The sequence below is a fragment of the Curtobacterium sp. Csp1 genome (genome assembly GCF_013347185.1).
Window position 1 is genome coordinate 1145848 of record NZ_CP054594.1, and the last position, 24451, is coordinate 1170298.

24 protein-coding genes and 1 tRNA gene are annotated in these 24451 nt (G+C 72.8%); 14 read left to right on the forward strand and 11 right to left on the reverse strand.

Going from position 1 to position 24451, the window contains the following annotated elements; all coding sequences use genetic code 11:
• Positions 1-48: 48 nt before the first annotated feature.
• Complete coding sequence (locus tag HUN58_RS05670; protein ID WP_141862935.1) at positions 49-924, reverse strand: aldo/keto reductase; 876 nt, start codon at positions 922-924, stop codon at positions 49-51.
• 153 nt (positions 925-1077) lie between these two features.
• Here HUN58_RS05670 and HUN58_RS05675 point away from each other — a divergent pair, with 153 nt between their 5' ends.
• Complete coding sequence (locus tag HUN58_RS05675) at positions 1078-1815, forward strand: hypothetical protein (RefSeq protein ID WP_141862933.1); 738 nt, start codon at positions 1078-1080, stop codon at positions 1813-1815.
• Between the two features lie 13 nt (positions 1816-1828).
• Here HUN58_RS05675 and HUN58_RS05680 read toward each other — a convergent pair whose 3' ends face one another.
• From HUN58_RS05680 to HUN58_RS05690, 3 genes are read right to left on the reverse strand one after another with little or no spacing between them, the layout of a single operon-like run.
• Positions 1829-3070 carry an FAD-dependent oxidoreductase gene (locus HUN58_RS05680; protein ID WP_180224656.1) on the reverse strand — a complete coding sequence of 414 codons (1242 nt, stop codon included), beginning with the start codon at positions 3068-3070 and terminating at the stop codon, positions 1829-1831.
• On the reverse strand, positions 3067-3549 hold the full coding sequence (locus HUN58_RS05685) for a DUF6264 family protein (protein WP_180224657.1): 483 nt from the start codon (positions 3547-3549) through the stop codon (positions 3067-3069). The genes HUN58_RS05680 and HUN58_RS05685 overlap by 4 nt, the downstream gene beginning before the upstream one ends.
• Before the next feature lie 10 nt (positions 3550-3559).
• The gene (locus HUN58_RS05690; RefSeq protein WP_180224658.1) at positions 3560-4432 is read right to left on the reverse strand and encodes a CoA ester lyase; all 873 of its coding nucleotides are present in this window, start codon (positions 4430-4432) and stop codon (positions 3560-3562) included.
• 138 nt (positions 4433-4570) lie between these two features.
• On the opposite strand from HUN58_RS05690, the gene HUN58_RS05695 reads away from it, so the two are divergent.
• Together HUN58_RS05695 and HUN58_RS05700 are read left to right on the forward strand one after the other, a co-directional pair.
• Positions 4571-8407, forward strand: a complete 3837-nt coding sequence (locus HUN58_RS05695) for an ATP-binding protein (protein ID WP_180224659.1) — start codon at positions 4571-4573, stop codon at positions 8405-8407.
• Between the two features lie 355 nt (positions 8408-8762).
• Positions 8763-9347 (forward strand): CDP-alcohol phosphatidyltransferase family protein, encoded by a 585-nt coding sequence (locus tag HUN58_RS05700; RefSeq protein ID WP_114849505.1) that lies wholly within the window; start codon positions 8763-8765, stop codon positions 9345-9347.
• Positions 9348-9465: 118 nt separating this feature from the next.
• On the opposite strand, the gene mscL is transcribed toward HUN58_RS05700, so the two are convergent.
• The 3 genes from mscL to HUN58_RS05715 are packed head-to-tail and all read right to left on the reverse strand — an operon-like array spanning position 9466 to position 10920.
• A complete protein-coding gene (gene mscL, locus HUN58_RS05705; RefSeq protein ID WP_058743106.1) occupies positions 9466-9966 on the reverse strand; it encodes a large conductance mechanosensitive channel protein MscL in 501 nt (166 codons plus the stop codon).
• A 56-nt stretch (positions 9967-10022) separates the two neighbouring features.
• Positions 10023-10334, reverse strand: coding sequence for an FmdB family zinc ribbon protein (locus HUN58_RS05710; protein WP_058743107.1), 312 nt, complete (start codon positions 10332-10334; stop codon positions 10023-10025).
• A gap of 1 nt (position 10335) precedes the next feature.
• Positions 10336-10920 (reverse strand): 5-formyltetrahydrofolate cyclo-ligase, encoded by a 585-nt coding sequence (locus HUN58_RS05715; protein ID WP_180224660.1) that lies wholly within the window; start codon positions 10918-10920, stop codon positions 10336-10338.
• Between the two features lie 114 nt (positions 10921-11034).
• Between HUN58_RS05715 and galU the strand changes: the two genes are divergently transcribed.
• The 4 genes from galU to HUN58_RS05735 all read left to right on the forward strand — a co-directional run bounded on the left by galU (position 11035) and on the right by HUN58_RS05735 (position 14061).
• Positions 11035-11925 carry a UTP--glucose-1-phosphate uridylyltransferase GalU gene (gene galU, locus HUN58_RS05720; protein ID WP_114849507.1) on the forward strand — a complete coding sequence of 297 codons (891 nt, stop codon included), beginning with the start codon at positions 11035-11037 and terminating at the stop codon, positions 11923-11925.
• Between the two features lie 90 nt (positions 11926-12015).
• Positions 12016-12678 carry a GNAT family N-acetyltransferase gene (locus HUN58_RS05725; RefSeq protein WP_141862916.1) on the forward strand — a complete coding sequence of 221 codons (663 nt, stop codon included), beginning with the start codon at positions 12016-12018 and terminating at the stop codon, positions 12676-12678.
• A 119-nt stretch (positions 12679-12797) separates the two neighbouring features.
• Entirely contained in the window at positions 12798-13904 is a 1107-nt protein-coding gene (locus HUN58_RS05730) for a hypothetical protein (RefSeq protein WP_180224662.1), read from the forward strand.
• Between the two features lie 84 nt (positions 13905-13988).
• A tRNA-Ala gene (locus HUN58_RS05735) sits at positions 13989-14061 on the forward strand.
• 99 nt (positions 14062-14160) lie between these two features.
• On the opposite strand, the gene HUN58_RS05740 is transcribed toward HUN58_RS05735, so the two are convergent.
• A complete protein-coding gene (locus HUN58_RS05740) occupies positions 14161-14544 on the reverse strand; it encodes a hypothetical protein (RefSeq protein WP_180224663.1) in 384 nt (127 codons plus the stop codon).
• Positions 14545-14617: 73 nt separating this feature from the next.
• On the opposite strand from HUN58_RS05740, the gene HUN58_RS05745 reads away from it, so the two are divergent.
• Entirely contained in the window at positions 14618-15667 is a 1050-nt protein-coding gene (locus tag HUN58_RS05745) for an amidase domain-containing protein (RefSeq protein ID WP_114849511.1), read from the forward strand.
• A 176-nt stretch (positions 15668-15843) separates the two neighbouring features.
• On the opposite strand, the gene HUN58_RS05750 is transcribed toward HUN58_RS05745, so the two are convergent.
• Positions 15844-17079 (reverse strand): hypothetical protein, encoded by a 1236-nt coding sequence (locus HUN58_RS05750; protein ID WP_180224664.1) that lies wholly within the window; start codon positions 17077-17079, stop codon positions 15844-15846.
• A gap of 124 nt (positions 17080-17203) precedes the next feature.
• Between HUN58_RS05750 and HUN58_RS05755 the strand changes: the two genes are divergently transcribed.
• Complete coding sequence (locus HUN58_RS05755) at positions 17204-18043, forward strand: alpha/beta fold hydrolase (RefSeq protein ID WP_058742093.1); 840 nt, start codon at positions 17204-17206, stop codon at positions 18041-18043.
• A gap of 103 nt (positions 18044-18146) precedes the next feature.
• Here HUN58_RS05755 and HUN58_RS05760 read toward each other — a convergent pair whose 3' ends face one another.
• Positions 18147-20003: a glycoside hydrolase family 2 protein gene (locus HUN58_RS05760; protein ID WP_180224665.1), complete on the reverse strand. Its 1857-nt coding sequence runs from the start codon at positions 20001-20003 to the stop codon at positions 18147-18149.
• 100 nt (positions 20004-20103) lie between these two features.
• Here HUN58_RS05760 and HUN58_RS05765 point away from each other — a divergent pair, with 100 nt between their 5' ends.
• The gene (locus tag HUN58_RS05765) at positions 20104-21366 is read left to right on the forward strand and encodes a phosphotransferase (RefSeq protein ID WP_180224666.1); all 1263 of its coding nucleotides are present in this window, start codon (positions 20104-20106) and stop codon (positions 21364-21366) included.
• 163 nt (positions 21367-21529) lie between these two features.
• Here HUN58_RS05765 and HUN58_RS05770 read toward each other — a convergent pair whose 3' ends face one another.
• Entirely contained in the window at positions 21530-21883 is a 354-nt protein-coding gene (locus HUN58_RS05770; RefSeq protein WP_058742096.1) for a DUF1844 domain-containing protein, read from the reverse strand.
• A 274-nt stretch (positions 21884-22157) separates the two neighbouring features.
• On the opposite strand from HUN58_RS05770, the gene infC reads away from it, so the two are divergent.
• From infC to HUN58_RS05790, 4 genes are all read left to right on the forward strand, one after another.
• Complete coding sequence (gene infC / locus HUN58_RS05775) at positions 22158-22817, forward strand: translation initiation factor IF-3 (RefSeq protein ID WP_083519974.1); 660 nt, start codon at positions 22158-22160, stop codon at positions 22815-22817.
• A gap of 79 nt (positions 22818-22896) precedes the next feature.
• Complete coding sequence (gene rpmI, locus HUN58_RS05780; protein WP_022903519.1) at positions 22897-23091, forward strand: 50S ribosomal protein L35; 195 nt, start codon at positions 22897-22899, stop codon at positions 23089-23091.
• Between the two features lie 28 nt (positions 23092-23119).
• Positions 23120-23503: a 50S ribosomal protein L20 gene (gene rplT, locus HUN58_RS05785; RefSeq protein ID WP_022908516.1), complete on the forward strand. Its 384-nt coding sequence runs from the start codon at positions 23120-23122 to the stop codon at positions 23501-23503.
• Between the two features lie 71 nt (positions 23504-23574).
• The gene (locus HUN58_RS05790) at positions 23575-24426 is read left to right on the forward strand and encodes an RNA methyltransferase (RefSeq protein WP_114849514.1); all 852 of its coding nucleotides are present in this window, start codon (positions 23575-23577) and stop codon (positions 24424-24426) included.
• The last annotated feature ends 25 nt before the right edge of the window (positions 24427-24451 follow it).

Sequence of the window (24451 nt, forward strand, 5' to 3'; positions counted from 1 at the left end):
GACGCGCCGCGCAGGACCTCGCGCCGCGCGCGCCGCAGCGCCCGTGCCTCAGGCCGCAGGCCGTGCGGCGTCGAGCCGGGCGACGTCCTCGTCGCGGAGCTTCACGGTCGCCGCGACGACCGAGTCCAGGATCGACTGCGGCCGGGACGCCCCCGGGATCGGCACGACGACGTCGCTCTTCCGCAGCTCCCACGCGAGCGCGACGACCTGCGGGGACACCCCGCGCTCCCGGGCGATGACCGCGAAGTCCTCGTACGCGGTGCCCAGGTCCGCGGCCTTCGCGATGCCGCCGAGCGGGCTCCAGGGCAGGAACGCGATGCCGAGCTCGTCGCACAGCTCCAGCTCGGGCTCACTCGACCGGAACGCGGGCGAGAACTGGTTCTGCACCGACGCCAGTCGCCCGCCGAGGACCTCGTTCGCCGTGCGGATCTGGTCCGGGTCGGCGTTCGAGATCCCCGCCATCCGGATGACCCCCTCGTCGAGCAGCTCGGCGAGCGCGCCGACCGAGTCGGCGTACGGGACCGCGGGGTCCGGCCGGTGGAACTGGTACAGCCCGACGGCGTCGACGCCGAGTCGCTTCGCCGAGGCCTTCGCCGCCTCCTTGAGGTACTCCGGCCGCCCGTCCTGCGCCCACGGCCCCGCCTCGGGGCGCAGGTGCCCGCCCTTCGTGGCGATGAGCACGGCGTCCGTGTCGCCGTGGAACTCGCGCACCGCCTTCGCGATGAGCGTCTCGTTGTGCCCCACCTCGTCGTGGCCGGCCAGGTGGTAGGCATCCGCGGTGTCGATGAGCGTGACGCCCGCCTCGAGCGCCGCGTGGATGGTCGCGATGGACCGCCGTTCGTCGGGCCGGCCCTCGATGGACATGGGCATGCCGCCCAGTCCGATCGCGCTGACCGACACGTCTCCGATGACTCGTTGCTTCATGTCGCCAGCATGCGCCCGTCCGTCGGGTGGGTGCCCAGTGTGCGCACGGCCGGGAGGCACGGTGCCCGTCCCACGGGTCGGCTCGCGTCCGCCGACCAGACCGGTCCGGTCTGGTCGGGTCCGGGGCACGGGGCCGCTCGGTAGCATCGGCGCATGGCGTTCCGGTGGTGGCGACGACGGCGCTCCGAGGCGACCCCCGACACGAGCACACCGGCACCGGCGCCGGCACCCGTCGCGATCGACCCCGTGGCGCTCGCCGAGACGATCGACGCACTCGTCCTGCCCGGCTTCACCCCGTTCGAGGACGTCGTCGAGACGGTCGTCGAGGTGCACGAGGACGAGGTCGACGACCCGGAGACCCTCCGGCCGGTGGTCGAGCGGGCCGTCCGCGACCGCTGGGCCGCGCGCCTGACTGAGCAGCACGCGTGGGAGCCGGGATCCGGACAGTACGAGCGGCTCCGGGACGCCTTCGCCACGCTCCGCGAGCAGGGCTTCGTGACCGGCATGGCGGTCGGCGTCGACCAGGCCGACGGCGTCGCCGAGTGCGCGGACGCCCGGACGCCGGACCCGACCGCGCCGGACGGGCACCGGGAGTGGGCCTACGTGTTCTTCCACCAGCAGGACGCCGAGCGGCTGGCCGAGCCGACTGCGCTGCTGTACCTGGCCTACGGCGCCTTCCGACCGTCGCCCGACCTCGAGCCGGACCACGTCGCGCTCGCGGAGCAGTCCGCCGACGGGCGGGCCGTCCTGGGCCGGCACAGCCGCGTGAGTGCGGCCTCGGCGGTCGTGGCGGCCCTCGTCGACCACGGGCTCGACGCCGACTGGGACGGGCAGACCACGCAGCGCATCGCGGTGCGGATCGACCGCTGGCAGAAGCCCCTGCCGGCCTGAGCGTTCCTGGCGGTCAGCGCCGTGCCCAGGCGGGGGCGTGCTCCGGCAGCGGTCCGAACGCCACCGCCCGCGCGTAGAGGCCCCGCGCCGGGGGCACCCACCGGGCGAGCAGCACGGGCAGGAGCGGTGGCCCGCCCTGCAGCCGCCCGGCGAAGGCGCGCTCGAACACCACCCGGTGCAGGAACCGCTGCGCCGTCTGCACCACGACGGTCGGGGGCGTCCGACGGCGCTGCACGGCCCGGAGCGCGGGGTCGAGGGCCCGGCCGCGCAGCCCCTGCCGGAGTGCGGGGACCAGGGCGGTGGCGGTCGCGACCGCGTCCTGCACGGCCAGGTTGATGCCGACCCCGCCGGCCGGGGACATCGCGTGCGCGGCGTCGCCGATGCAGAGCAGCCCGGGACGCCACCAGCGACGGAGCCGGTCGGTCCGGACGTCGAGCACGTGCACGTCGTCCATCGACCGGATGCCCTCCACCCGGTCGGCGAAGTCCGGTCGCAGCCGCGCGATCCGCGCCCGGAAGGCCTCGACGCCCGCGGCACGCAGGGCGGCGTCGGACCCCTTCGGCGCGAAGTACGCGACCTGGTGGTACCCCTGCCGCGGGAAGGCGAGCAGGACGTCTCGACCGGTGAAGGCCGGCACGAGCGCGGTCGCGTCGTCGTCCTCGTACCGAGGCAACCGGAACCACCACGTGTCGAACCCGACCGGGAAGCGTCGCGGACGCAGTCCCGCCGCGGCACGCAACACCGAGTTCCGGCCGTCGCACGCGATGACCACGTCGGCGCGCAGCTCCTCGGGCTCGCCGCCGTCGCGCGGCGTCAGGTGCACGCCGGTGACCAGCCCGTCCTCCACGATCAGGTCGGAGGCCGCGGTGCCCATGGTGATGGTGAACGAGGGCTCCTGGCGCGCCGCGGTGGTGAGCAGGTCGAGCAGGTCCCACTGCGGCACCATCGCGACGTGGTCGTACGGCGGACGGAGCCGCGAGAACTCGCCGAGCACGAGCCGTGACCCGTCCGGCCGGGGCAGCGAGAAGTCGTCGAGGCGCGACTGTGGGAGCGCCCGGAACCGGTCGCCGAGCCCGAGCTCGTCGAGCAGTCGGATGGTCGAGGCGTGCACGGTGTCGCCGCGGAAGTCGCGGTTGAAGTCGTGATGCGACTCGACGACCCGCACGTCGACGCCGGCCCGGGCGACGAGCAGCCCGAGCACCACACCGGCGGGGCCGCCTCCGACGACGGCGACCGACGTCCGCGAGACCCTCACGGTGCTGCGGTCGCGGTCCCTGCCGTCCCGACACCGTCCGCCGCGTCGGCGAACACCACGCCGCCCCAGGTGATCACGGCGATCGCCACGACGAAGCCGATCGCGGCGATCCACCACGACGAGCGCCGCCGGAGCCAGGCGCCGATCGTCAGCACCACGGTCGCGACGCCGACGATGAAGGCGCCGCCGACCGCGATGGCCGTCCCGCCGAGGTAGCCGCCGGGCGAGCACCCGGTCGCGGCGTCGCACCCGGCGGTGGCGGAGACGAGCGCGATGATGCCGACGACCGCCGTGACGAGCGTCATCACTGCGCCGAACACGAGCAGGAGCACGGTCGACACCCGGTCGGCGATGCGCCCGGCGGGGAACAGCGTCGTCCCGCCGCGCGCCCACTCGGCCTGCTGCTGGGCGTCGCGGTCGTGGGGACCGCCGGTGGGCGAGGACTGCGGCGGACCGCCGGGCACGTTCGACCAGGTCATGGGGACCGGTCTACCGCGCCTCGACCCCGAACGCCTGGGCGAGTCGCTGGATCTTCTGCGCACGGCCGAGTCGCGGCAGGTCGGAGCCGTCGCGGATCACCCGGCCCCGGGCCTCGAAGTCGTCGAGGAAGTCCTGCGCCCAGGCCACGTCGGTCGGCGTGGGGGAGATGACCTCGTTGATGACCGGGAGCTGCTCGGTGTCCAGGCAGAGCTTGCCGGTCAGGCCGAGGGACACCGCCACCTGCGACTGCTCACGCAGGATCGCGTGCGCGGACCCGACCGTCGGGCCGTCGATCGGCCCGGGCAGGTCGCCGACGCGGGACGCCACGACGAGCCGGGAGCGCGGGTACGCCATCGCCATCGTGTCGGCGGAGGTGCCGGTGTCACGGCGGTAGTCGCCGGAGCCGAACGCCAGTCGGAAGGCGCCCTGCGCGCGGGCGATCGACGTCGCCTCCTCGATGCCGAGCGCCGACTCGACGAGCGCGATCACGGGCGTGTGGCCGCCGAGCCGGTGCCACGTGTCGGTGACCTGTGCGGGCGACTCGGTCTTCGCGAGCATGACGCCCTGCAGTCCGGGCAGGCCGCGGAGCTCCTCGACGTCGTCCGCCCAGAAGTCCGTCGTGACGTCGTTGATCCTCACCCAGGCCTCGCCGCCGCCGGCGAGCCACGATGCCACCGTCTGGCGGGCGCCGGGCTTGGCGGCGGGGTCGACCGCGTCCTCGACGTCGAGGATGATCTGGTCGGCCCGGGACCGCTGCGCCCGCTCGAACCGGTCGGCGGCGGTGCCGGGGACGAGGAGCCACGAACGGGAGATCTCGGCGGGGACCGATCGACGCCGGTCCGGCGCAGGGGTGGTCGTGGTGGTGCGGTCGTCGATGGCCATGTCCACGTTGGTACCACACGCGGGTGGCGGGGGAGCCCGACCGTCCCGGGGCGGCCCGGAATCCCGGAAACCTCGGTTCATTGCCAGAGAGGGCGGTCGCTTCCGCCTACAGTGTCCGATGTGTGGCGAGCGGACAGGGTGACCGACGACGAGGGCGACGCGAACGGCGACGTCCCCGCGCGCGGCCGCGCCGTGCCCGCCGACGGCCGGGGGGAGCATGACGACCAGCAGGTGGAGCAGGGAGCGAACGTCGTGACGGACGAACCGGACCGGACCCTGCGGCCGGAGCTGCAGCTCACGAGTCCGCAGGCGATCAGCCTGGGTGATCCGCGCCTCCAGGCCGGCAACGCCGCGGAACCCGCGTGGGACGCGTGGCGGAAGCAGCTGACCGGGGTCGGCGGCGTCAGCCCCCTCACGCACTTCAGCGACCACCCGCGCACCCGCATCGAGCTCTCGACCACCCACCCGGGTGGCCTCGCGCAGTTCATCACCGGCAAGACCACCCTGCTCTCCAGCCTGATCCGCGACGAGGTGGCGCTCCGCGCCGCCCGCGTCGCCGCCGCCCGGGTCGAGGAGAAGGGCACCGAGCTCGCCACGGTCCGCGGCATCGACGCGGTCGAGCTCGGCATCGGCATGGCCGACTGGACGCACGCCGACGAGCACTTCCGCGGCCCCGTGCTCCTCCGCCCGCTGGCCATCCGACGCCACGGCCGCGACTTCGAGGTCCGTCTGCTCGGCGAACCCGTCCTGAACCCGGGCCTCGCCGACGCCCTGCACGAGCAGTACGGCGTCATCCTCGACGCGCAGTCCTTCGTCGCGCTCGCGCAGCAGGACGGCTCGTTCACGCCGAACCCGGTCATCGACCGGCTCCGCGGCCTGACCGCGCACATCCCCGGCTTCTCGGTGCACGCGCGCCTGGTCGTGTCGACCTTCGCCGAGGTCGCGAGCGGCCTGGTCGAGGACACCGAGGACCTGTCGCACCCGGTCCTCGACGCCCTCGCCGGCAACCCGAGCGCCAAGTGGCAGGTCGAGCAGTCGTACCACCCGGTCGAGCAGACGCCGTCGGACGAGCGCAGCCCCGAGACCGACACGCTCCTGCTCGACGCCGACGACGAGCAGGAGAACGTGATCGCGCAGATCACGGCCGGCAACTCGATCGTGGTGAAGACCCTCCCCGGCACCGGCGGCACGCAGACCATCGTGAACGCGCTCGGCGGGCTCGTCGCGGCGAACAAACGCGTCCTCGTGGTCAGCCCGCGCCGCGCGACCCTGCGGGGGATCGCCGCGCGCTTCGCCGAGGTGCAGCTCCCCGGGGTCGCCGTCACGCCGTCGACGCTCCGCCGTGACGTCGTCCGCGCGATCGCCCGGAACGAGAAGGCGTCCAGGCCGAACCTCCGCGAGGTCGACGACGCCCTGGTCCGGCTCCGCAAGGTCCTCACGGACTACCGCGGTTCGCTGACCCGGGTCGACCCGCACTTCCGCGTCTCCGTGCTCGACTGCCTGGTCGAGCTGTCCCGGCTCTCGCTCCTGCCGGTGCCGCCGTCGACGACCGCGCGCCTGTCGTCCACCTCGGTGACGAGCATGGTCGAGGGGCGTTCGCGCGTCGCCGAGACCATGGTCAGCGCGGCGAACCTCGGCGAGTTCCGCTACGGGCCCGACGACTCGCCCTGGTACGGCGCGAAGTTCGGCTCGAGCGACGGGGCGCAGCGGGCGCACCGCACCGCGCAGGACCTCGACGCCGACGGGCTGCCGACGCTGCTCCGGCGCGCGCAGGACCTCGTGGCCTCGACGCACATGCGGCAGTTCACGACCATCAACGAGCTCGGCATCTACCTCCGCCTGCTCACCGAGATCCGGGACACGCTCGACCGCTTCCTGCCCGTCGTGTTCGACCGCTCGGTCGCCGAGCTCGTCGCCGCCACCGCCCCGCGCGGCGAGGGCGCCCCGATGTCGTCCACGAACCGGCGCCGGCTGAAGAAGCTCGCGCGCGAGTACGTCCGCCCGGGCGTGCACGTGTCCGACCTGCACGAGGCCCTGACCCGCGTGCAGCAGCAGCGCGTGCTCTGGCAGCGGTACGTCGCCGCCGGCGTGAACCCCGAGGTGCCCACGGGCATCGGGGACGTCCAGGTGCTCTTCTCGAACGTCGTGCAGGACCTCGCGCGCCTGGACGAGCCGCTCGGCCGCACATCCCGCGAGACCCAGCTGGCCAACCTGCCCATCGACGAGCTCGTCCCCACGATCGCGCGCCTGGCCGAGGAGTCCGACGTCCTGCACAACCTGCAGGAGCGCACCGAGCTCATGCAGACCCTGCGCGACCTGCAGCTCGAGCCGCTCATCACCGACCTGGCGAACCGCCACGTCCCGGACACCCAGGTCCCAGCCGAGCTCGAGCTCGCGTGGTGGCAGTCCGCCCTCGAGACCATGCTCGAGTCCGACCGGGCGCTGCTCGGTGGCAACACCGACATGCTCGACCGCGTCGAGGCGGACTTCCGTCTCGTCGACGACGCGCACGCCGCCGGGGTGTCCCAGGGTCTGGCGTGGCAGCTCGCCGAGAACTGGAAGGTCGGTCTCGTCGACTGGCCGGAAGAGGCGACCGCACTCCGCACCCAGCTCAAGGAGGGCGCGATCACCTCGCGCCTGCTCCAGGACTCCGCGCCGCACCTGTCCCGGTCGATCGCGCCCGTGTGGCTCGCATCGCCGTACGAGGTCGCGCAGATCGCCGACACGATGCCGTTCGACACGGTCATCCTGGTCGACGCCGGCGCCGTCACGATCGCCGAGACCGTCGGTGCGATCCGTCGCGCCCGGCAGATGGTCGCGTTCGGCGACCCGGTGACGCAGACGCCGTCGCCGTTCCGGATCGCCGTCGACCCCGACCACCGCGCCCTGCAGGTGGACGAGGGCACGCTCGACGCCCTGCACGCCGACTCCGCGCTGGCGAAGCTCTCCACGCTGCTGCCGACCCTGTCGCTCACGCGGTCGTACCGCGCCGGCGGCGAGGACCTCGCCGAGCTCGTGAACCGGCGCTTCTACGGCGGCCGCATCGAGTCGCTGCCGTGGGCCGGGTCGTTCCTCGGGCACGGCTCGATTGCGATCGACTACGTCAGCGACGGCAAGGCGGTCCCGGACCCCGAGTCCGGCGCCGTCGAGAGCGTCGATGCCGAGGTGGACCGCGTCGTCCGGCTGGTCATGGAGCACGCCCGCACCCGGCCGTCCGAGTCGCTCATGGTCATCACGGCCTCCGCGAAGCACGCCGTCCGCGTCGAGCAGGCGGTCCTGACGGCCGCGCAGGGACACAAGGACCTCACCGAGTTCGTCATCGGCGACCGGGCCGAGCCGTTCATCGTCGCGACGCTCGAGCAGTCGGTCGCCCAGAGCCGCGACCGCGTCGTGTTCTCGATCGGCTACGGGCGGACGCCGCACGGCCGGGTCCTCCGCGACTTCGGGGCGCTCGGCAAGCCGGGCGGGGAGCGCCTGCTCGCCGTCGCGATGACCCGTGCGCGCCGCTCGATGGTCATCGTCACGTGCTTCCAGCCGTCCGACATCGAGGCCGAGCGGATGGGGCACGGCACCGTCGCGCTGGCCGAGATCCTCGCCGAGGTCCGCGCGCGCACCACGGCCGAGTACGTGCCGGACGACTCCGACCCGCTGCTCGTCGACCTGGCGCGACGCCTCGAGATGCGCGGCATCCCGGTGGCGCTCGGGCACCGCGGGAAGCTCGGCCTGGTGGCCGCGCACGGCGGGGTCTGCGTCACGATCGAGACCGACGCGTCGCTCGTCCGCGGGTCGCTCCGCGAGAGCCTGCGACTCCGTCCCGAGGTGCTCCGTCGACTCGGCTGGCACTACGTGCGTGTGCACGCCTTCCAGCTGTTCTCCGACCCGGACCGCGTCGCGGACACGGTCGCGTCGGTGCTCGGCGTCGACCGCGGGGCCACCCAGGAGATCAGCATCCCGCCGATCCCGGCCCGCCGATGAGCGCGTCGGATCTCGCGCCCCGCGTGCCCGCTCCGGGCCCCGCCCGCCGATGAGCCGCAGGGCGCACCGGCCCGCGGGACCGGTGACGCCCGACACGGACCAGCTGGTGGGCACGTGGACGCGGGCCGACGACGCGGCGGACCCCGCGTCTCCCGTCCGGCCGGCGGCTGCCGGACCGGAGACGGGGGACAGGCCTGGAGGCACGGCGCGACCCCGTCGGCGCGTCACCACCCAGCCGGTGCCGGGCAGCGACCCCGCTCCCGCACCGGAACCGCCGCGGCACCGCACGGGGGAGAACGACGACCAGCTCCGCCGCGACGTCCCCCCGCACTGGTGACGGGTAGCCTGGGACGCGATGACTGACACCGTGCGGCAGCGCCCCGACTGGCAGACGTGGCCGAACCTGATCACGGTGGTCCGCTTCCTGCTGATCCCGGTGTTCATCGGGCTCGTCGTCGCACACCACTCGGGCTGGGCCCTGGTGACCCTCGTCGTCCTCGGCGTGAGCGACTGGGCGGACGGGTTCATCGCGCGGAAGTTCGACCAGGGTTCGAAGCTCGGCAAGGCCCTCGACCCGATCGCCGACCGGCTCGCCATCATCGCGATCGTGCTGTCGCTCGTGCTCGTCGGACTGCTGCCGTGGCCGAGCGTCGCGATCATCGTGCTCGTCGACGCGGTGCTGGCGCTGCTGTCCGGGCTGTGGTTCCGTGGCGATCCCGACCTCGACGTCACCTGGACCGGCAAGGTGCGCTCGGCCCTGCTGTTCGTCGGCCTGCCGCTGCTGCTGTTCTCGTCGACGTCGTTCGCGGCCGACCACGACTGGGTGCGGGTCACCGCGCTCGTGTTCGTCTGGGCGGGGACGATCGGACACGTCGTCGCGGGCGTGCAGTACGCCAGGGCCCTCGCCGCGAAGCACCGCGCGGAGTCCCGCGCGCGCTGACGCGCCGCCCGCCATCGCGGGCGGATCGAACCACGAAACCGACGTGGAATCAGCACACGTGCATGGTTCGACGTCGGTTCCGTGGTTCGGAGCGGGGCGACCGCGGTCGCCCAGCGCGCTACAGCTTGGTCGTGCCGGCGATCCCCGGACCCTCGGGCGCGGTCGACGGGGCCACGTGCGCCCCGCCACCCGTGCCGACCGCGGCGCCGTTCTGCGTGCGCAGCAGGTCGCGGATCTCGAGCAGCACCTCGACGTCCGTCGGCGGGACGTCCTGCGGCGTCTGCTCCTGGTTCTTCTGCACCCGCTCGAAGGCGAGCTTCTTGAGGTGGTTCACCGGGAGCACGAGTGCGAAGTACACGACCGCCGCGACGATGACGAAGTTGATGACCGCGCCGATCACCGCGCCGAAGTACATCACCGCCTCGCCGCCCGAGACGGTCGGGATCGCGACGGGCAGCGCCTTGTCCAGGCTCGACGCGTTGAAGACCGCGCCGATCGCCGGGTTGATGACGGCGTTGACGATCGCGGTCACGATGGCGGTGAACGCCGCACCGATGACGACCGCGACGGCCAGGTCGATGACGTTCCCGCGGAGCAGGAACTCCTTGAAGCCCTTCACGCGGGCCTCCTTCCGTGTCGAGGAGACCCCACCGTACCGATGGGGACGAGTCCTCGTCAGGAGGCGCTGGGCGCGGCCGGCTTCGACTCGGTCTTCTTCGGTGCGGCCTTCGACGTGCTCGACGAGGAGTCACCGGACGACGAGCCGCCGGACGACGAGCCACCCGACGACGAGCCACCGGACGAGGGCGTCGACCGCGAGTCGGTGCGGTAGAAGCCGCCGCCGTTGAACGTCACGCCGACGGGGGAGAAGACCTTGCGCAGGACGCCCCCGCACACCGGGCACTCGGTGAGTGCGGCGTCGGAGAACGACTGCTTGACGTCGAAGGCGTTGTCGCACGCGGTGCAGCGGTACGAGTAGGTGGGCACCCTAGCTCCGGAAGGTGATGATGCGCGACGGCGTGATGATGCCGTCGACGGGTTCGTCGTGGGCCTCGCGCGGGACCTCGTCGAGGTACTCCGCGTCGAAGATCACAGCATAGACGGGCGGACGGTTCGCCATGGACCCGAGCGTCTTGTCGTAGTAGCCGCGGCCCCAGCCCATCCGGCAGCCGTCCTTCCCGACGGCGGCCGCGGGGGTCAGGATCGCGTCGACGTCGCCGAGCGCGAGCGGGGAGAGCACCTCGCCGACGACCTCGGGCATGCCGGACAGGCCCTCGCGCTCGGACTCTCCGTCGCCGACGGCCCAGTCGAGCAGACCGTCCTCGCGGGTCACCGGCAGGAGCACCCGCACGCCGTGCTCGTGCGCCCAGTTCAGGAACGGTCGCACGTCGGGCTCGTCCGGCGCCGACAGGTACAGCGCGAGGGACCGGACCTGCCGTTCCTCGACGAAGCGCTGCAGGGTCGCGGTCAGGGCGAGGCTGTCGCCGTCCCGTTCGGTCGCGGTCCGGGTGCGCCGGCGCTGCCGGAGCTCGGCCCGCAGGGCTCGCTTCTCGTTCCCGAGGTCGGCGGTCATGGCGAGGAGTCTAGCGAGCGGGCACGATGCGGCTTCCCGCCGCTCGACGCGGGAAGCCGTGTCCCCAGCAGTGACGACATGCCCCGTGCAGGGGCCATCCGATACGTTCTCGGCATGGGCTTCCAGATTTCGAAGGCGGTGATCCCGGCCGCAGGCCTGGGCACGCGCTTCCTCCCCGCGACCAAGGCGATGCCGAAGGAGATGCTCCCGGTCGTCGACAAGCCGGCGATCCAGTACGTGGTGGAAGAGGCCGTCGGTGCCGGACTCACCGACGTGCTGATGATCACCGGGCGCAACAAGAACGCACTCGAGAACCACTTCGACCACGTGGCCGAGCTCGAGGAGACGCTCCGCAAGAAGGGCGACCACGAGAAGCTCCAGAAGGTCAACCAGTCGACCGACCTCGCCGACATGCACTACGTCCGCCAGGGCGACCCGCTCGGCCTCGGCCACGCGGTGCTCCGGGCCAAGATGCACGTCGGGCGCGAGCCGTTCGCGGTCCTGCTCGGTGACGACATCATCGACGCCCGCGACCCGCTCCTCAAGCGCATGATCGAGGTCCAGGGCGAGAAGAACGCGACGATCGTCGCGCTCCTCGAGGTCCCGGCCTCGCAGACCCACATGTACGGCATCGCGACGGTCGAGGAGACCGACACCGACGACGTCGTGAAGATCACCGGCCTGGTCGAGAAGCCCCCGCAGGGCGAAGCCCCCTCGAACCTCGCCATCATCGGCCGCTACGTCATCCGCCCCGAGGTCTTCGACGTCCTCGAGAAGCAGGAGCCGGGCAAGGGCGGCGAGATCCAGCTCACCGACGCCCTCATGAAGATGGCCGGCGCCGAGGAGTGGACCGGCGGCGTGTACGGCGTCGTGTTCCGTGGACGTCGGTACGACACCGGTGACAAACTCGACTACATCAAGGCGATCGTGCAGCTCGCCTCGGACCGCGATGACCTCGGCCCCGACCTCAAGTCGTGGCTCAAGGAGTTCAACGCGGGCGAATAGCCGACCCCGTGCGAACGGGTCCGGGGGTCACCCCCGGGCCCGTTCGTGCATCCACCCGGCCGACCACCGGGTACCGGAGGAACCACAGCGATGACGACGATCCCGACCCTGTCCCACGGGCGGGTCACCATCCGGCCCCTCCGCCTCCGGGACACACGCGACCTCGACGTCGCCCTGGCCTCGAACCGCAGCTGGCTCCGGACGTGGGAGGCCACGAACCCGTCCGGCCACGTGTCGACGGACGTCCGCGGCAGCATCCGCGCGCTGCAGGCCAACGCCCGCGCCGGGCTCGGGCTCCCGTTCGCGATGGAGCTCGACGGTCGCTTCGTCGGCCAGCTCAACGTGTCCGGCATCTCCTACGGCTCCCTCGCGAGCGCGTCGATCGGCTACTGGGTCGTCGAGGACGCCGCCGGGCACAACGTGACCCCGATCGCCGTCGCGATGGCCGTCGACCACTGCTTCCGGGTCGTCGGCATCCACCGCATCGAGATCTGCATCCGTCCGGAGAACGCCCCCAGCCTGCGGGTCGTCGAGAAGCTCGGCTTCCGGTACGAGGGACTCCGCCGCCGCTACATCCACATCAACGGCGACTGGCGCGACCACTTCTGCTTCGCCCTCGTCGCGGAGGAGGTCCGCGAGGGCGTCCTCGACCGCTGGGTGGCGGGTCGCGTCCCGGCCGGCGTCGGCAGCGTGCCGCTGGCGGCCCGCGACGAGGCCGCCATGCCGCTCGACACCCGTCCCCGCATCCAGTGACCGCGCGCATCCAGTGACGGCCGGGAGGCGCGCCCCGCCTCCACCGGATCCGTCGCGACCCGCGCAACACGCGACCGGCAATCACCCGCCAGGGGAACCCGCACCCCTACCGTTGCCCCATGGCAGGTATCGGCTCCTGGGGCGGCGGCATCGTCCTGCTCATCGCGGCCGTGCTCTGGGTCGTCTACCTGATGCCCTCGTGGGCCGCCCGACGCCAGTACCTCGCCACCGAGCGCAACGCCATCCGGCTGCAGCAGACCCTCCGCATCCTCGCCCAGACCGCCGAGCTGCCGGACGAGGTCCGCGTCGAGATGAACGCCCGGTCGCTCGCCGAGGCGCAGCGCGTCGCCCGGTCCGAGGAAGCGAAGCGCGCCGCGATCGTCCGCGCCCACGAGGCTGCTCGGCAGCGTGAGATCACCCGGCGACTCGCCGAGCAGCAGCCCCAGCTCGAGCGCGTGTCGGCCGTTCCGGCACTGACCGCCCGTCGGATGCGACGGTCCCGGCTCGGCGCGACGACGTTCGGCGCGATCGGCCTCGTCGTCGCGCTCGTCGTCCTCGTCGCCGCGCCGTCCGCATGGCTCGTCGCGGTCGCCGGACTCGTCGCGGCCGGAGCCTCCGCCGCGGTCCTCGCCCAGCTGCACCAGGTCGCCCAGGCGCGGAAGGCGCGTGCCGCAGCCGGCGCTGCCGACGCACGCCGTGCCTCCCGGCCGTCGACCACGTGGACGGACCCGGCGCCGCCGCTGCCGACGGAACAGCAGACGGAGCCCGCGCGCGACCGCACCTGGACCCCGCCGGACGCCGTCCCGAAGCCGCTCTACGTCGAGCGTCCCGCCGCACCGACCCCCTCGCCGGAGTCGTCCGCGGAGCTCGCCGCGCGGCTGCGGGAGCGCGTCGCCGCGGCGAAGGCCGAGGCGGACGCCGAGGCCGCGGCGATCCGCGCCGCCGAGACGGACCCCTCGCTCGCCCGGGTGTCGCGGATGCGGCCGGACGTCGAGGAAGCGGTCGCCTCGCTCTCCGCGCACGACCAGGGCCGGCTCGCCGAGCGGCTCGGACTGCGGGCGCCCGCGCCGGAGCCGCGCGGGCAGGAGACCGCCGCTGCCCCGACCGCCGAGCCCGTGGCGGAACCGGCGCCGCCGAGCCGATGGGCGGGCATGGGCGTGCTCGACGAGGACGGCTTCCAGCAGGCCGACCTCGACGCGATCATGCGTCGCCGTCGCGCGGTCTGACCGGAGTCGACCGCGCGGCACGCCCGAGCGGGTCGGACCGATTTCGGATCGTCGACGACGTGGTGCTAGTGTGGTCGAGCACTCGGGGCTATGGCGCAGTTGGTAGCGCGTCTCGTTCGCAATGAGAAGGTCAGGGGTTCGAATCCCCTTAGCTCCACTCGAGTGCAGAAGGCCACCCCGCGGGGTGGCCTTCTGTGTTTCCCGGGCTGTGTTTCCCGGGCTGTCTTTCCTGGGCGGTGTTCCCCGGGCCGCTGGGTCAGCTCGCGATGCTGTCCGTCAGGATGCCTGCCTGGGTGAGCTCGGCGTGGATCGCGTTCGCTGCCTGCTCGAACGCGCGGTTGCCGCGGGAGATCCCGATCGCGCCGCCCTTCAGCGCGGACTTGCCGGAACCGCGGAGCAGGCGGGCGACCGTGCGTCCGTCGGGCGTGACCATCACCTGCACGTCGAGTCGGGTGTGGAACGTGCGGTCGTTCGCGAGGCCGCCGATGAGCAGCGTGAGGCCGAGGCTGCCACGGGTGGCCTGCAGGGCGCCCTGCTCACCGTCGACGACGGCGTACCCCTCGCGGACGAGGGCGTCGCGGACGCGGGCTCGGGTGGACTCGGGGTCGGCGGCGACGAAGAAGTCGTGGCTCTCGGGCATGGTCTGATCCTTCCGGTGCTGGTCGGGTTGCTACGGGTGATCCTGCCGCACCGTCGCCTACCCTGGACAGGTCATGTCTTCCTCGTTCACGCGTCGTTCGCTGCTCTCGCTCGCCGGTGTCGCCGGCATCGGCCTCGCCGTGGCCGCCTGCTCCCGTGGTGGGGACGGCGGATCGGACCCCACCGGGGCCGCCTCGGGCCGTGCGTCCGGCGGGTCCGGCAGCGCGGCCGGCACGGCGACACCCGCGGCCTCCTCGCTCGAGCCGGCGCAGGTGCCGCTCGCCGGCGGGGTCACGGTCACGATCGCGGGGACCGGCCTCGGTGCCGTCCGGGGGGTCACGGTCGGCGGGGTCGCCGCGCGGGACGTGCAGGCCTCGGCGACCAAGGTGACCTTCACGGTTCCGCACCAGGCGATGTACACCGCCGGAGCCGCGGACGTCGCACTCTTCACCACCGCGATCGAGCCTTCGCCGTCGGCGAACCGCTCGTCGGACGGCAACGGCAGCGCCGCGAACGACGGTCAGGCGGGGGCGACGCAGGACGACGCCACCGCGACGCCGAGCCCGACCGTCGCACCGGTGCCGGACGCGTCGACCGCCGTCGCGACGAGCTCGCTGACGTACGCGGCCCTGACCGACGTGGACCGGCAACTCGAGTACGCGATGGCGCACTGGGAGGACTACAACACCGCCGAGTACGGCACCATGAACCCGATCGGCGGTGACTGCGCGAACTACGTCAGCCAGACGCTGATCGCGCGTGGATGGCAGCAGCGGAGCGACTGGTACAACCGGGACGGCGGGGCGCAGCACAGTGCGACGTGGACCTACTGCCCGTCGATGGACCCGTGGCTCAGCGCGAACGCGTCGACGTTCGGTCTGACCCGTCGGCCCCTCGACGAGCGCAGCAAGGTCAAGGTCGGGGACATCGTCTTCTACGACTGGAACGCGAATCAGTCACCCGACCACGTGACGATCGTGTCCGAGGTGTTCACCGAGCCGGACGGCACCGTCCGCATCAAGTCGGCGAGCCACAACCAGGACGGGCCCTACCGGGACCTCGACGAGATGATCACCGTGCAGCACCCGGGCGGCACCGCCTGGTTCCACACGTTCGACGCGTAGCCGCCGCCGCGCGCGCGTTCGGGCGGGCCGCCGGGCCGCCGCGGGCGCCCGCACAACCGGAAGCACGCCGCGCCACGGAACTCAGTTGTTCGGCGTGCTTCCCGTTGTGCGCAGACACGCCGAACAAGCCGCGGCCCGCCCCGCACGCCCGCCGCGCTGCCCCGCGCCGCCGCGGCTCACGGGTACCCGAGGAACCACAGCAGCACCACGGCCACCGGCTGCAGGCACACCCCGACCACGAGCCACCCCACCGCCCGCCGCCGCGTCGCCGTGAACGCGTCCGCCCCGAAGAGCGGAGCCGTCGGCATGAGCAGCCGCGGCAGGCTCTGCTGCGGCAGGAACACCGCGACGAGGTACAGCGCGTACGCCGCCGTGAACGACACGACCTCGACCCCCAGCGCACGGACGCCCCGCCGGGTCCAGAACCAGACGGCCCCGGCGAGCACGACGACCACCAGGACGATCCCGGCCGGCCCGAGCCAGGTCCCCGCCATCGTGAACCACGGCGTCAGGGGTGCGAAGTGCTGCCGACCGACGAACCCCACCCACCACGACAGCTCGGTGTCCAGGTACGCGTCCGGTCGTCCGGTCACCGCCGAGGCGACCACGGGCCACGCCAGACCGGCCGCCGCGATCCCGAGCCCCGCGACGACGATCGCCACCGCGTCCCGCACCGGCAGCGCCCGACGCTCGCGTGTCCACCGCACGACCAGGTGCACGGCGAGCGCGACCGCGAGCGCGAGGCCCCCCGGCTTCGTGAACGCCGCCACGAGCCCGAGCGGCAGCACGAGCCAGTACCGCCGCCGCACGAGCGCGAGGAGCGCCCCGAACAGCAGCAGGAGGAAGGTGCTCTCCGCGTAGGCCACCTGGAGCAGGAACCCGGTGGGCCCGAACGCGAACAGGGCGGTCGCCCACCGCGCGCGCCCGACGTCGGCGACCGCCGCGACGAGCCGGTAGAGCACCACGCACGCCCCGGCCCCCGCGAGCGTCGCGACGAGCACCCCGGCCACCCAGAAGGACCCGCCGACGAGCGGCTGCACCGCGCGTACGAACGTCGGGAACACCGGCAGGAATGCCCAGGCGTTCGGGAGCACGTGCCCGTCCTGGTCGAGTGGGAGCACGGCCGGGTAGCCGCGTTCCGCGATGGTCCGGTAGAAGGACGCGTCCCAGGAGCCGAGGAACGACCAGAACGTGCCCTCCCGGCGGTGGGACGCGAACGTCCAGCCCTGCGCGGTGGCGATCAGCCAGACGCCGAGCAGCAGGACGGTGCTGACCACGCGCGAGGCCAGCCACACGAGCAGGGGAGCCGTCCACCCGCTGTGCCGCGCCTCCAGTCCGTCCGTCACCACGCGTCGGACGCGGGTCGGCAGACCCGGCCGGGAGGCGCGGGTCGGCTCCGCCAGGTCGGTCACCGCCCGATCCTCCCACCTCCGCGCGCGCCGGTGCGCTGTCCGGTCACCGCACGCGGTCAGGTTCCGTCAGCGGAGCGGGCGTTGCATCGAGCACGTTCCACGGAAACCAACGACAGGAGGCACCATGCCCTTCATCACCGTCGGCGCCGAGAACGGCCACGACATCGACCTGCACTACGACGACCTCGGCACGGGCGACCCCGTGGTCCTCATCCACGGCTGGCCGCTCTCCGGCCGCTCGTGGGAGGGCCAGGTCCCCGCACTCGTCGAGGCCGGCCACCGCGTCATCGCCTACGACCGCCGTGGCTTCGGCCAGTCGTCGCAGCCGTGGGGCGGCTACGACTACGACACGTTCGCGGCCGACCTCGACAAGCTCATCACCGAGCTCGGCCTGTCGGACGTCACCCTCATCGGCTTCTCGATGGGCGGCGGCGAACTGGCACGCTACGTCTCGACCTACGGGACGTCGAAGGTGAAGAAGCTCGTCTTCGCGAGCGCCGTGCCGCCGTACCTGTGGAAGTCGGACGACAACCCGGACGGGGCCGTCGATCAGGACCTCGCAGACTGGTTCGCGAACGGCATCACCGGGGACCGCCCGGCGTTCCTGCACCAGTTCGTCGACATGTTCTACACGCCGGGGGAGTCCGGGGAGCCCGTGGTCTCCGCCGACCAGCGCGCGTACGACCTGGCGATCGCCGAGCTCGCGTCGCCGAAGGGCACGCTCGACTGCACCGTTGCGTTCGCGACGACCGACTTCCGCGACGACCTGACGAAGATCGACGTCCCGACGCTCGTCATCCACGGCGACTCGGACGGGATCGTGCCGTTCGAGGCCTCTGGGAAGCGCACCGCCGAGGCGATCCCGGACGCGCAGACGCACGTCATCGAGGGCGGCCCGCACGGGGTGCTCGCGTCCCACAAGGACGAGTGGAACGAGGCGGTCCTGCGCTTCCTCGCTTCCTGAGGCGCCCCCGGCGTCTCCGCCGGCTGCATCGATGGAGCAGATGACGTCGGGTCCCGGTCAGGTACCCGACGTCGTCTGCTCCATCAACGGCGGCCAGTCTCCGTCAGGCGCCCGTGACCGCCCGTCGGATGCGCTCGATCGGCACCTTCGGGGTCCGGTCGGCGTTCAGCAGGCCGTTCGTCTCCTGCAGGGTGTCGGTGAGCTGCGTCCAGCACGACCCCGCGAGGAACGAGCTCGCCCGGACGCCGTCGTAGAGCGCCGTGATGCGCGCGATCCAGTCGTCGCCGTCGACGGCCGAGGTGTACCCCCACCCGTCCTCCCGCTGCGCCCCCGGCTGGTAGTCGACGCCGCCGAACTCGGTCAGCATGACGGGCTGCCCACGGTCCACCGCGCCGCCGACCAGGATCCGCCGGTCCGCGGGGCCCCGTCCGCCGAGCAGGGCCGTCCGGGCGGCGTCGTCGGCGTAGGTCGCCGCGAGCCGCGAGCCGTCGCCCTCGTAGTCGTGCACCGTGACGATGTCCGAGTCGGGGTGCTCCCACCCGTCGTTGGAGACGACCGGCCGGGTCGCGTCGAGGGCCCGGGTGACGTCGGCCAGCGCCCGGGCGTACGCCTGCTGCGCCGGGTCGGTCGCGATCTGCTGCACGCCCCAGCTCTCGTTCGCGGGCACCCACGTGACGATCGACGGGTGCGAGGCGTCGCGCTCGACGGCGTCCATCCACTCCCGCACGAGGCGCTGCACCGCGAGCGGGGAGAACGCGTACGCCCCGGGTGCCTCACCCCAGACGAGCAGCCCGAGCCGGTCGGCCCAGTACAGGAACCGTGGGTCCTCGATCTTCTGGTGGTTCCGGGCCGCGGTGAAGCCGAGCTCCTTGATGAGCTCGACCTCGCGCCGGAGTGCCGCGCGGGACGGGGCGGCGAGGTGCGACTCGGGCCAGTAGCCCTGGTTCAGGACGCTCCGGACGTCGTACGCGCGCCCGTTGAGCAGGAACGCGCCGCCGTCGAGCCCGACGGTCCGGACACCGAAGTAGCTCGCCACGGCGTCGACGGGGGTGACCCCGTCCTGCAGCAGCGTGACGGTGGCGTCCACGAGCCGCGGGGTCTCCGGGCTCCACGTCAGCTCGTCCGCCGCCTGCCCGTTCGTCTGCCGGGTGACCGGCACGGTCACGTCGACCTCGTCCGCCGTGGCCGGGACGCTGGTCTCGACGCGCGCGATCCGCTCGCCCTGCTCCTCCCACCAGGCCTCGACCCGGACCCGCTCGTCCGTCCGGCGCTCGCCGCGGAGCCGCACGGTCAGGCGCACGGTGGCGTGGTCGACGTTCGTCCACCGCAGGGCCGCGACGGAGCGGGACGGGACCGCCTCGAGCCACACCGTCTGCCAGATCCCGGTCGTCCGGCGGTACCAGATGGCGTGCGGGTGCTCGTGCCAGTCTTGCTTGCCGCGGGGCTGCGTCACGTCGTGCGGGTCGTCCTCGGCACGGACCACGAGCAGGTGCCCGCCGTCCGGGGTGCCGTCGTCCGGAGTGCTGCCGAGCGCCTCGGTCACGTCGAGCACGAAGGGGGTGTGGCCGCCCTCGTGCTCCCCGATGAACTGCCCGTCGATCCACACCCGCGCGCGGTGGTCGACGGCACCCAAGTGCAGCAGGAGTCGGTCCCGGTCGGCGCCGAGTCCGGCGGCCGTGAGCTCCTCGCGACCGATCGTCCTGGCGTACCAGACGACGGGGTGGAAGCCGGGCTCGTCGATGCCGGACGCCGCGGACTCCGGCGGGAACGGCACGGTGATCTCCCGCGCGTCGGGGAAGCCGTTCCGCCAGGCGGGGTCGTCGCCGGTGTTCCGGAACGACCACGTCCCGTCGAGGTCGGCCCACGCGCCGCGGAGGAGCTGGGGGCGGGGGTACTCGCCGTCCTGGCGGGATGCGAGCGGGAGGTCGGGTGCGGCGACGGTGCCGTCGAGCGTGCTCATGGGTCCATGCTGCCGATCGCGTACATCGTTGTAAAGCGATGTGCATCGTTGTTGAGCACTGCGGGTGCCTTCACGGCGACCGCCGCGTACCGTCCACACCATGAGCGCCGAGGCACCCGACCAGGTCAGCGACCGCACGCTCGAGGGCTGGATCGCCCGGCAGCGCTGGTACACCGCGAAGGGCAGCACCCCGGCGCTGCACACCATCGCGCAGACCGACGGCACCCGGCTCGTCCTCGACGACGCCCCGACGGGCCCCGTCCTGTACCAGGTGCCCGTCTCCGGCGGCGGACCGGACGCCGACCCGGTCGACGCCACCACCGACACCGCGTGGGTGCAGCAGCTCGCCGCGCGCATCGACGCCGACCCCGCGAGCCTCCGCCCGATCGGCCGCGTCACGGCATCGCGCGTGCTGTCCGGCGAGCAGTCGAACACCTCGGTCATCTGCGACACCGCCGACGGCGCGCGGGTGATCGTCAAGGTCTTCCGCGTCCTGCACCACGGCGACAACCCCGACGTGACGACGCAGCTCGCGCTCTCGGCGGCCGGCAGCGCGCGCGTCCCGACCGTGTACGGCGCGCTCCGGGCGAGCTGGCCGGACACCGGTCGTCCGGACGGCACCGCGACCGGGCACCTGGCGTTCGCGCAGGAGTTCCTCCCCGGGCTCGACGACGCCTGGCGCGTGGCCCTGACCGACGCCCGCGAGGGCACCCCGTGGGACGACCACGCGCAGCGGCTGGGGGAGGCCCTCGCCGAGGTGCACCGCGCCCTCGCCCAGGCCCTGCCGACGGAACCCGCGGACGACGCGCGCCGTGCCGCGGCCGTCGCGACGATGCACGCGCGCCTGGACGCCGCCGTCCGCGAGGCCCCGACGGTGGAACCCCACGTCGACGCCGTCCGCTCGGTCTACGAGCGCGCCGCGGCCGCGCGGTGGCCGGACCTGCAGCGCATCCACGGCGACCTGCACCTCGGGCAGGTCCTCGCCGCGCCGGAGCCCCGCGGCTGGGTGTTCCTGGACTTCGAGGGCGAGCCGCTCCGCCCGCTGACCGAGCGGTCCCTGCCCGACGTGACGCTCCGCGACGTCGCCGGGATGCTCCGCTCGTTCGACTACGTCGCGGGCTCGCTCGCGCACGACGCCACGTTCGTGGACGCCGGCGCGTGGGCGCACACCGCCCGGGCCGCGTTCCTCGACGGCTACCAGCGGGGGACCGGGACGGACCTGCGGGAGCACCGGGAGCTGCTCGACGCCTTCGAGCTCGACAAGGCCGTGTACGAGGTCGTCTACGAGACCCGCAACCGCCCTGACTGGGCCGGGATCCCGCTCGCGGCGGTCGCGCGGCTCGCAGCGCGCAGCGCTGCTTGACAGGAGCAGAGCGCGCGCAGCGCTGCTCGACAGGAGCAGAGCGCGCGCAGCGCTGCTCGACAGGAGCAGGGCGCGCGCAGCGCTGCCTGCCAGGCCGACCCACCGACGGACGGGAGGCACGGTGCCAGCTGGCACCGTGCCTCCCGTCCGTCGTGTGGTCCGGTCAGTTCACCGGGCCCGTGTACTTCTCGCCGGGGCCCTTGCCGACCGGGTCCGGGATCGCCGACGCCTCGCGGAAGGCGAGCTGCAGCGACCGCAGCCCGTCGCGCAGCGGACGGGCGTGGTGGTCGCCGATCTCCGTCGCGGCCGCCGTGACGAGGCCGGCCAGGGCGGTGATGAGCTTCCGAGCCTCGTCCAGGTCGGTCTGCTCCTGCGGGTCGTCCGCGAGCCCGACCTTGACGGCGGCGGCGCTCAGCAGGTGAACCGCGACTGTGTTGATGAGCTCGACCGCGGGGACCTCGGCGATGTCGCGTGCCTCGTCGGCCCCGGTGGGCTCGTTCGGCGGGGTGTCGGTCACGGTGCTCCTCTGCTAGACTCGTCGGCGGCAGATGCTGTCCGTGTGCCCTGGAACCTGTTCCAAGGTGGTCGAACGGCGTCGTAGAAGAGGAGTCTCTCCCACCCGCGGCCGTGCACCAAGGCTACCGGGTCCCACCGCTCCGCCGGCCCTTCGCTGGCAGGCCGTCCCGCAGGGGACGGCGTCGGGCGGCTGCCGAACGGGTTCCGATCCGTGCGTCAGATCTCCTCTCTCGTGCCGTCGTCCAGGGCAACAGCCCCGGACGGCCACCACCTGATTGAAGGAGCTCCGCATCACCGATCCCCGCACCAACGACCGAATCCGCGTTCCCGAGGTCCGACTCGTCGGCCCCCAGGGTGAGCAGGTCGGCGTTGTCCCGATCGCCATGGCCCTGCGTCTCGCGCAGGAAGCCGAACTGGATCTGGTCGAGGTCGCCCCGAACTCGAAGCCGCCCGTTGCCAAGATCATGGACTACGGCAAGTTCAAGTACGAGGCTGCGCAGAAGGCCAAGGAAGCCCGTCGCAACCAGGTGAACACGGACCTGAAGGAAGTCCGGTTCCGCCTGAAGATCGACGTGCACGACTACGAGACGAAGCGCAAGCGTGCCGAGGGCTTCCTCCTCGGTGGCGACAAGGTGAAGGCCATGATCCTCTTCCGCGGTCGCGAGCAGTCGCGTCCGGAGCAGGGCGTCCGTCTCCTCCAGAAGTTCGCCGAGGAGATCGCCGAGTTCGGTGTCGTCGAGTCGCGTCCGACCCAGGACGGCCGCAACATGACGATGATCATCGCCCCCCTCAAGAACAAGTCCGACGTCAAGGGCGAGCAGAACGCCAAGCGTGCTGCGCAGAAGGCCGAACGTCGCGCGACGGAGCACGCCGCGAAGGGGAAGGAGACCTCCGGGTCCTCCGAGTCCGAACCGGCCGAGGCTCCCGCCGAGTAGGTCCTGGTGATCGCCCCTGCGGCGCTCCCCGAACCGCGATGACGCGGCCCACCCATCCACCCCACGGAAAGGCACCACGATGCCCAAGCAGAAGACCCACTCCGGGTCGAAGAAGCGCTTCAAGGTCACCGGCAGCGGCAAGATCATGAAGCAGCAGGCCGGTATGCGTCACAACCTCGAGGTCAAGAGCGCCAAGCGCAAGGCCCGCCTCAACGAGGACCAGGTCCTCGCCAAGGCCGACGCGAAGAACGTCAAGAAGCTTCTCGGCCACTGAGCCGGCGGAATCGTAAAGGAACGAAAACATGGCACGTGTAAAGAGAGCGGTCAACGCCGCCAAGAAGCGCCGCGTCATCCTCGAGCGCGCCGAGGGCTACCGCGGCCAGCGTTCGCGCCTGTACCGCAAGGCCAAGGAGCAGGTCACCCACTCCCTCGTCTACGCGTACCGGGACCGTCACGCGAAGAAGGGCGAGTTCCGTCGCCTCTGGATCCAGCGCATCAACGCCGCGTCGCGTGCGAACGGCCTGACGTACAACCGCCTCATCCAGGGCCTCGGCCTGGCCGGCGTCGAGGTCGACCGTCGCATCCTCGCGGACCTCGCGGTGAACAACCCTGAGACGTTCGCGGCGCTCGTCGAGACCGCCAAGAAGGCCCTGCCGGCCGACACCTCGGCCCCGAAGGCCGCGTAGTCACGCCAGCTCCCGAAGCCCCCGCTCCGTCCACGGAGCGGGGGCTTCGTGCATGCTGCGACACTTGGTCCGTGAGCGATCTCCTCGAGAACCCGAAGGCCGGCCGCGTCCGGGCCGTGGCCGCCCTGTCGAAGAAGGACGTCCGAGCCGACACCGGGCTGTTCCTGCTCGAGGGGCCGCAGGCCGTGCGCGAGGCGATCGAGTACCGTCCCGAGCTCCTCCGCGAGCTGTACGTCACGCCGACGGCCGCCGCGCGCTACGCGCTCGACGACGCGCCGGTCGACACCTGGTTCGTCACCGAGCAGGTGCTCGACACGATGGCGGACACCGTGACGCCGCAGGGCGTCGTCGCGGTCTGCCAGCAGTTCCCGACGTCGGTGCGCGAGGTCTTCCCCGACCCCGGCACGGTCGGACGGGAGGATCGTGGCGGGCTCCCGGGGATCGTCGCGATCCTGGAGCAGGTGCGCGACCCCGGCAACGCCGGCACGATCATCCGCGCCGCGGACGCCGCGGGCGCAGACGCCGTGGTGCTGACCGGGCGCTCGGTCGACCCGTACAATCCCAAGGTCGTCCGGTCGACCACCGGGTCGCTCTTCCACGTCCCGGTGTCGGTCGGGGTCTCGCTGCAGGACGCGGTCGCCCGCGCGAAGGCCCTCGGCTACACGGTCCTGGCGGCGGACGTCTCGGGCGACGACCTGCCCGACGTCCGGGCGGACGGGATGCTCGACGGGCCGACGGCGTGGGTCTTCGGGAACGAGGCCCGCGGGCTGACCAGCGAGGACCTGGCCCTGGTCGACCGGGCCGTGAAGGTCCCGATCTACGGCAAGGCGGAGTCGATGAACCTGGCGACCGCCGCGTCGGTGTGCCTGTACGAGAGCGCGTTCGCCCAGCGCACCGCGGCTTCCTCCTCCACAGGCGCCTGACCGCGGGGTCCGTCCACGGTCCGGG

Excerpts from the sequence above, each read along its gene's own strand:
- HUN58_RS05670 (WP_141862935.1), bottom strand. The coding sequence starts at position 924 with ATGAAGCAACGAGTCATCGGAGACGTGTCGGTCAGCGCGATCGGACTG.
- HUN58_RS05675 (WP_141862933.1), top strand. The coding sequence starts at position 1,078 with ATGGCGTTCCGGTGGTGGCGACGACGGCGCTCCGAGGCGACCCCCGAC.
- HUN58_RS05685 (WP_180224657.1), bottom strand. The coding sequence starts at position 3,549 with ATGACCTGGTCGAACGTGCCCGGCGGTCCGCCGCAGTCCTCGCCCACC.
- HUN58_RS05690 (WP_180224658.1), bottom strand. The coding sequence starts at position 4,432 with ATGGCCATCGACGACCGCACCACCACGACCACCCCTGCGCCGGACCGG.
- HUN58_RS05700 (WP_114849505.1), top strand. The coding sequence starts at position 8,763 with ATGACTGACACCGTGCGGCAGCGCCCCGACTGGCAGACGTGGCCGAAC.
- HUN58_RS05715 (WP_180224660.1), bottom strand. The coding sequence starts at position 10,920 with ATGACCGCCGACCTCGGGAACGAGAAGCGAGCCCTGCGGGCCGAGCTC.
- galU (WP_114849507.1), top strand. The coding sequence starts at position 11,035 with ATGGGCTTCCAGATTTCGAAGGCGGTGATCCCGGCCGCAGGCCTGGGC.
- HUN58_RS05725 (WP_141862916.1), top strand. The coding sequence starts at position 12,016 with ATGACGACGATCCCGACCCTGTCCCACGGGCGGGTCACCATCCGGCCC.
- HUN58_RS05730 (WP_180224662.1), top strand. The coding sequence starts at position 12,798 with ATGGCAGGTATCGGCTCCTGGGGCGGCGGCATCGTCCTGCTCATCGCG.
- HUN58_RS05740 (WP_180224663.1), bottom strand. The coding sequence starts at position 14,544 with ATGCCCGAGAGCCACGACTTCTTCGTCGCCGCCGACCCCGAGTCCACC.
- HUN58_RS05745 (WP_114849511.1), top strand. The coding sequence starts at position 14,618 with ATGTCTTCCTCGTTCACGCGTCGTTCGCTGCTCTCGCTCGCCGGTGTC.
- HUN58_RS05755 (WP_058742093.1), top strand. The coding sequence starts at position 17,204 with ATGCCCTTCATCACCGTCGGCGCCGAGAACGGCCACGACATCGACCTG.
- HUN58_RS05760 (WP_180224665.1), bottom strand. The coding sequence starts at position 20,003 with ATGAGCACGCTCGACGGCACCGTCGCCGCACCCGACCTCCCGCTCGCA.
- HUN58_RS05765 (WP_180224666.1), top strand. The coding sequence starts at position 20,104 with ATGAGCGCCGAGGCACCCGACCAGGTCAGCGACCGCACGCTCGAGGGC.
- rpmI (WP_022903519.1), top strand. The coding sequence starts at position 22,897 with ATGCCCAAGCAGAAGACCCACTCCGGGTCGAAGAAGCGCTTCAAGGTC.
- rplT (WP_022908516.1), top strand. The coding sequence starts at position 23,120 with ATGGCACGTGTAAAGAGAGCGGTCAACGCCGCCAAGAAGCGCCGCGTC.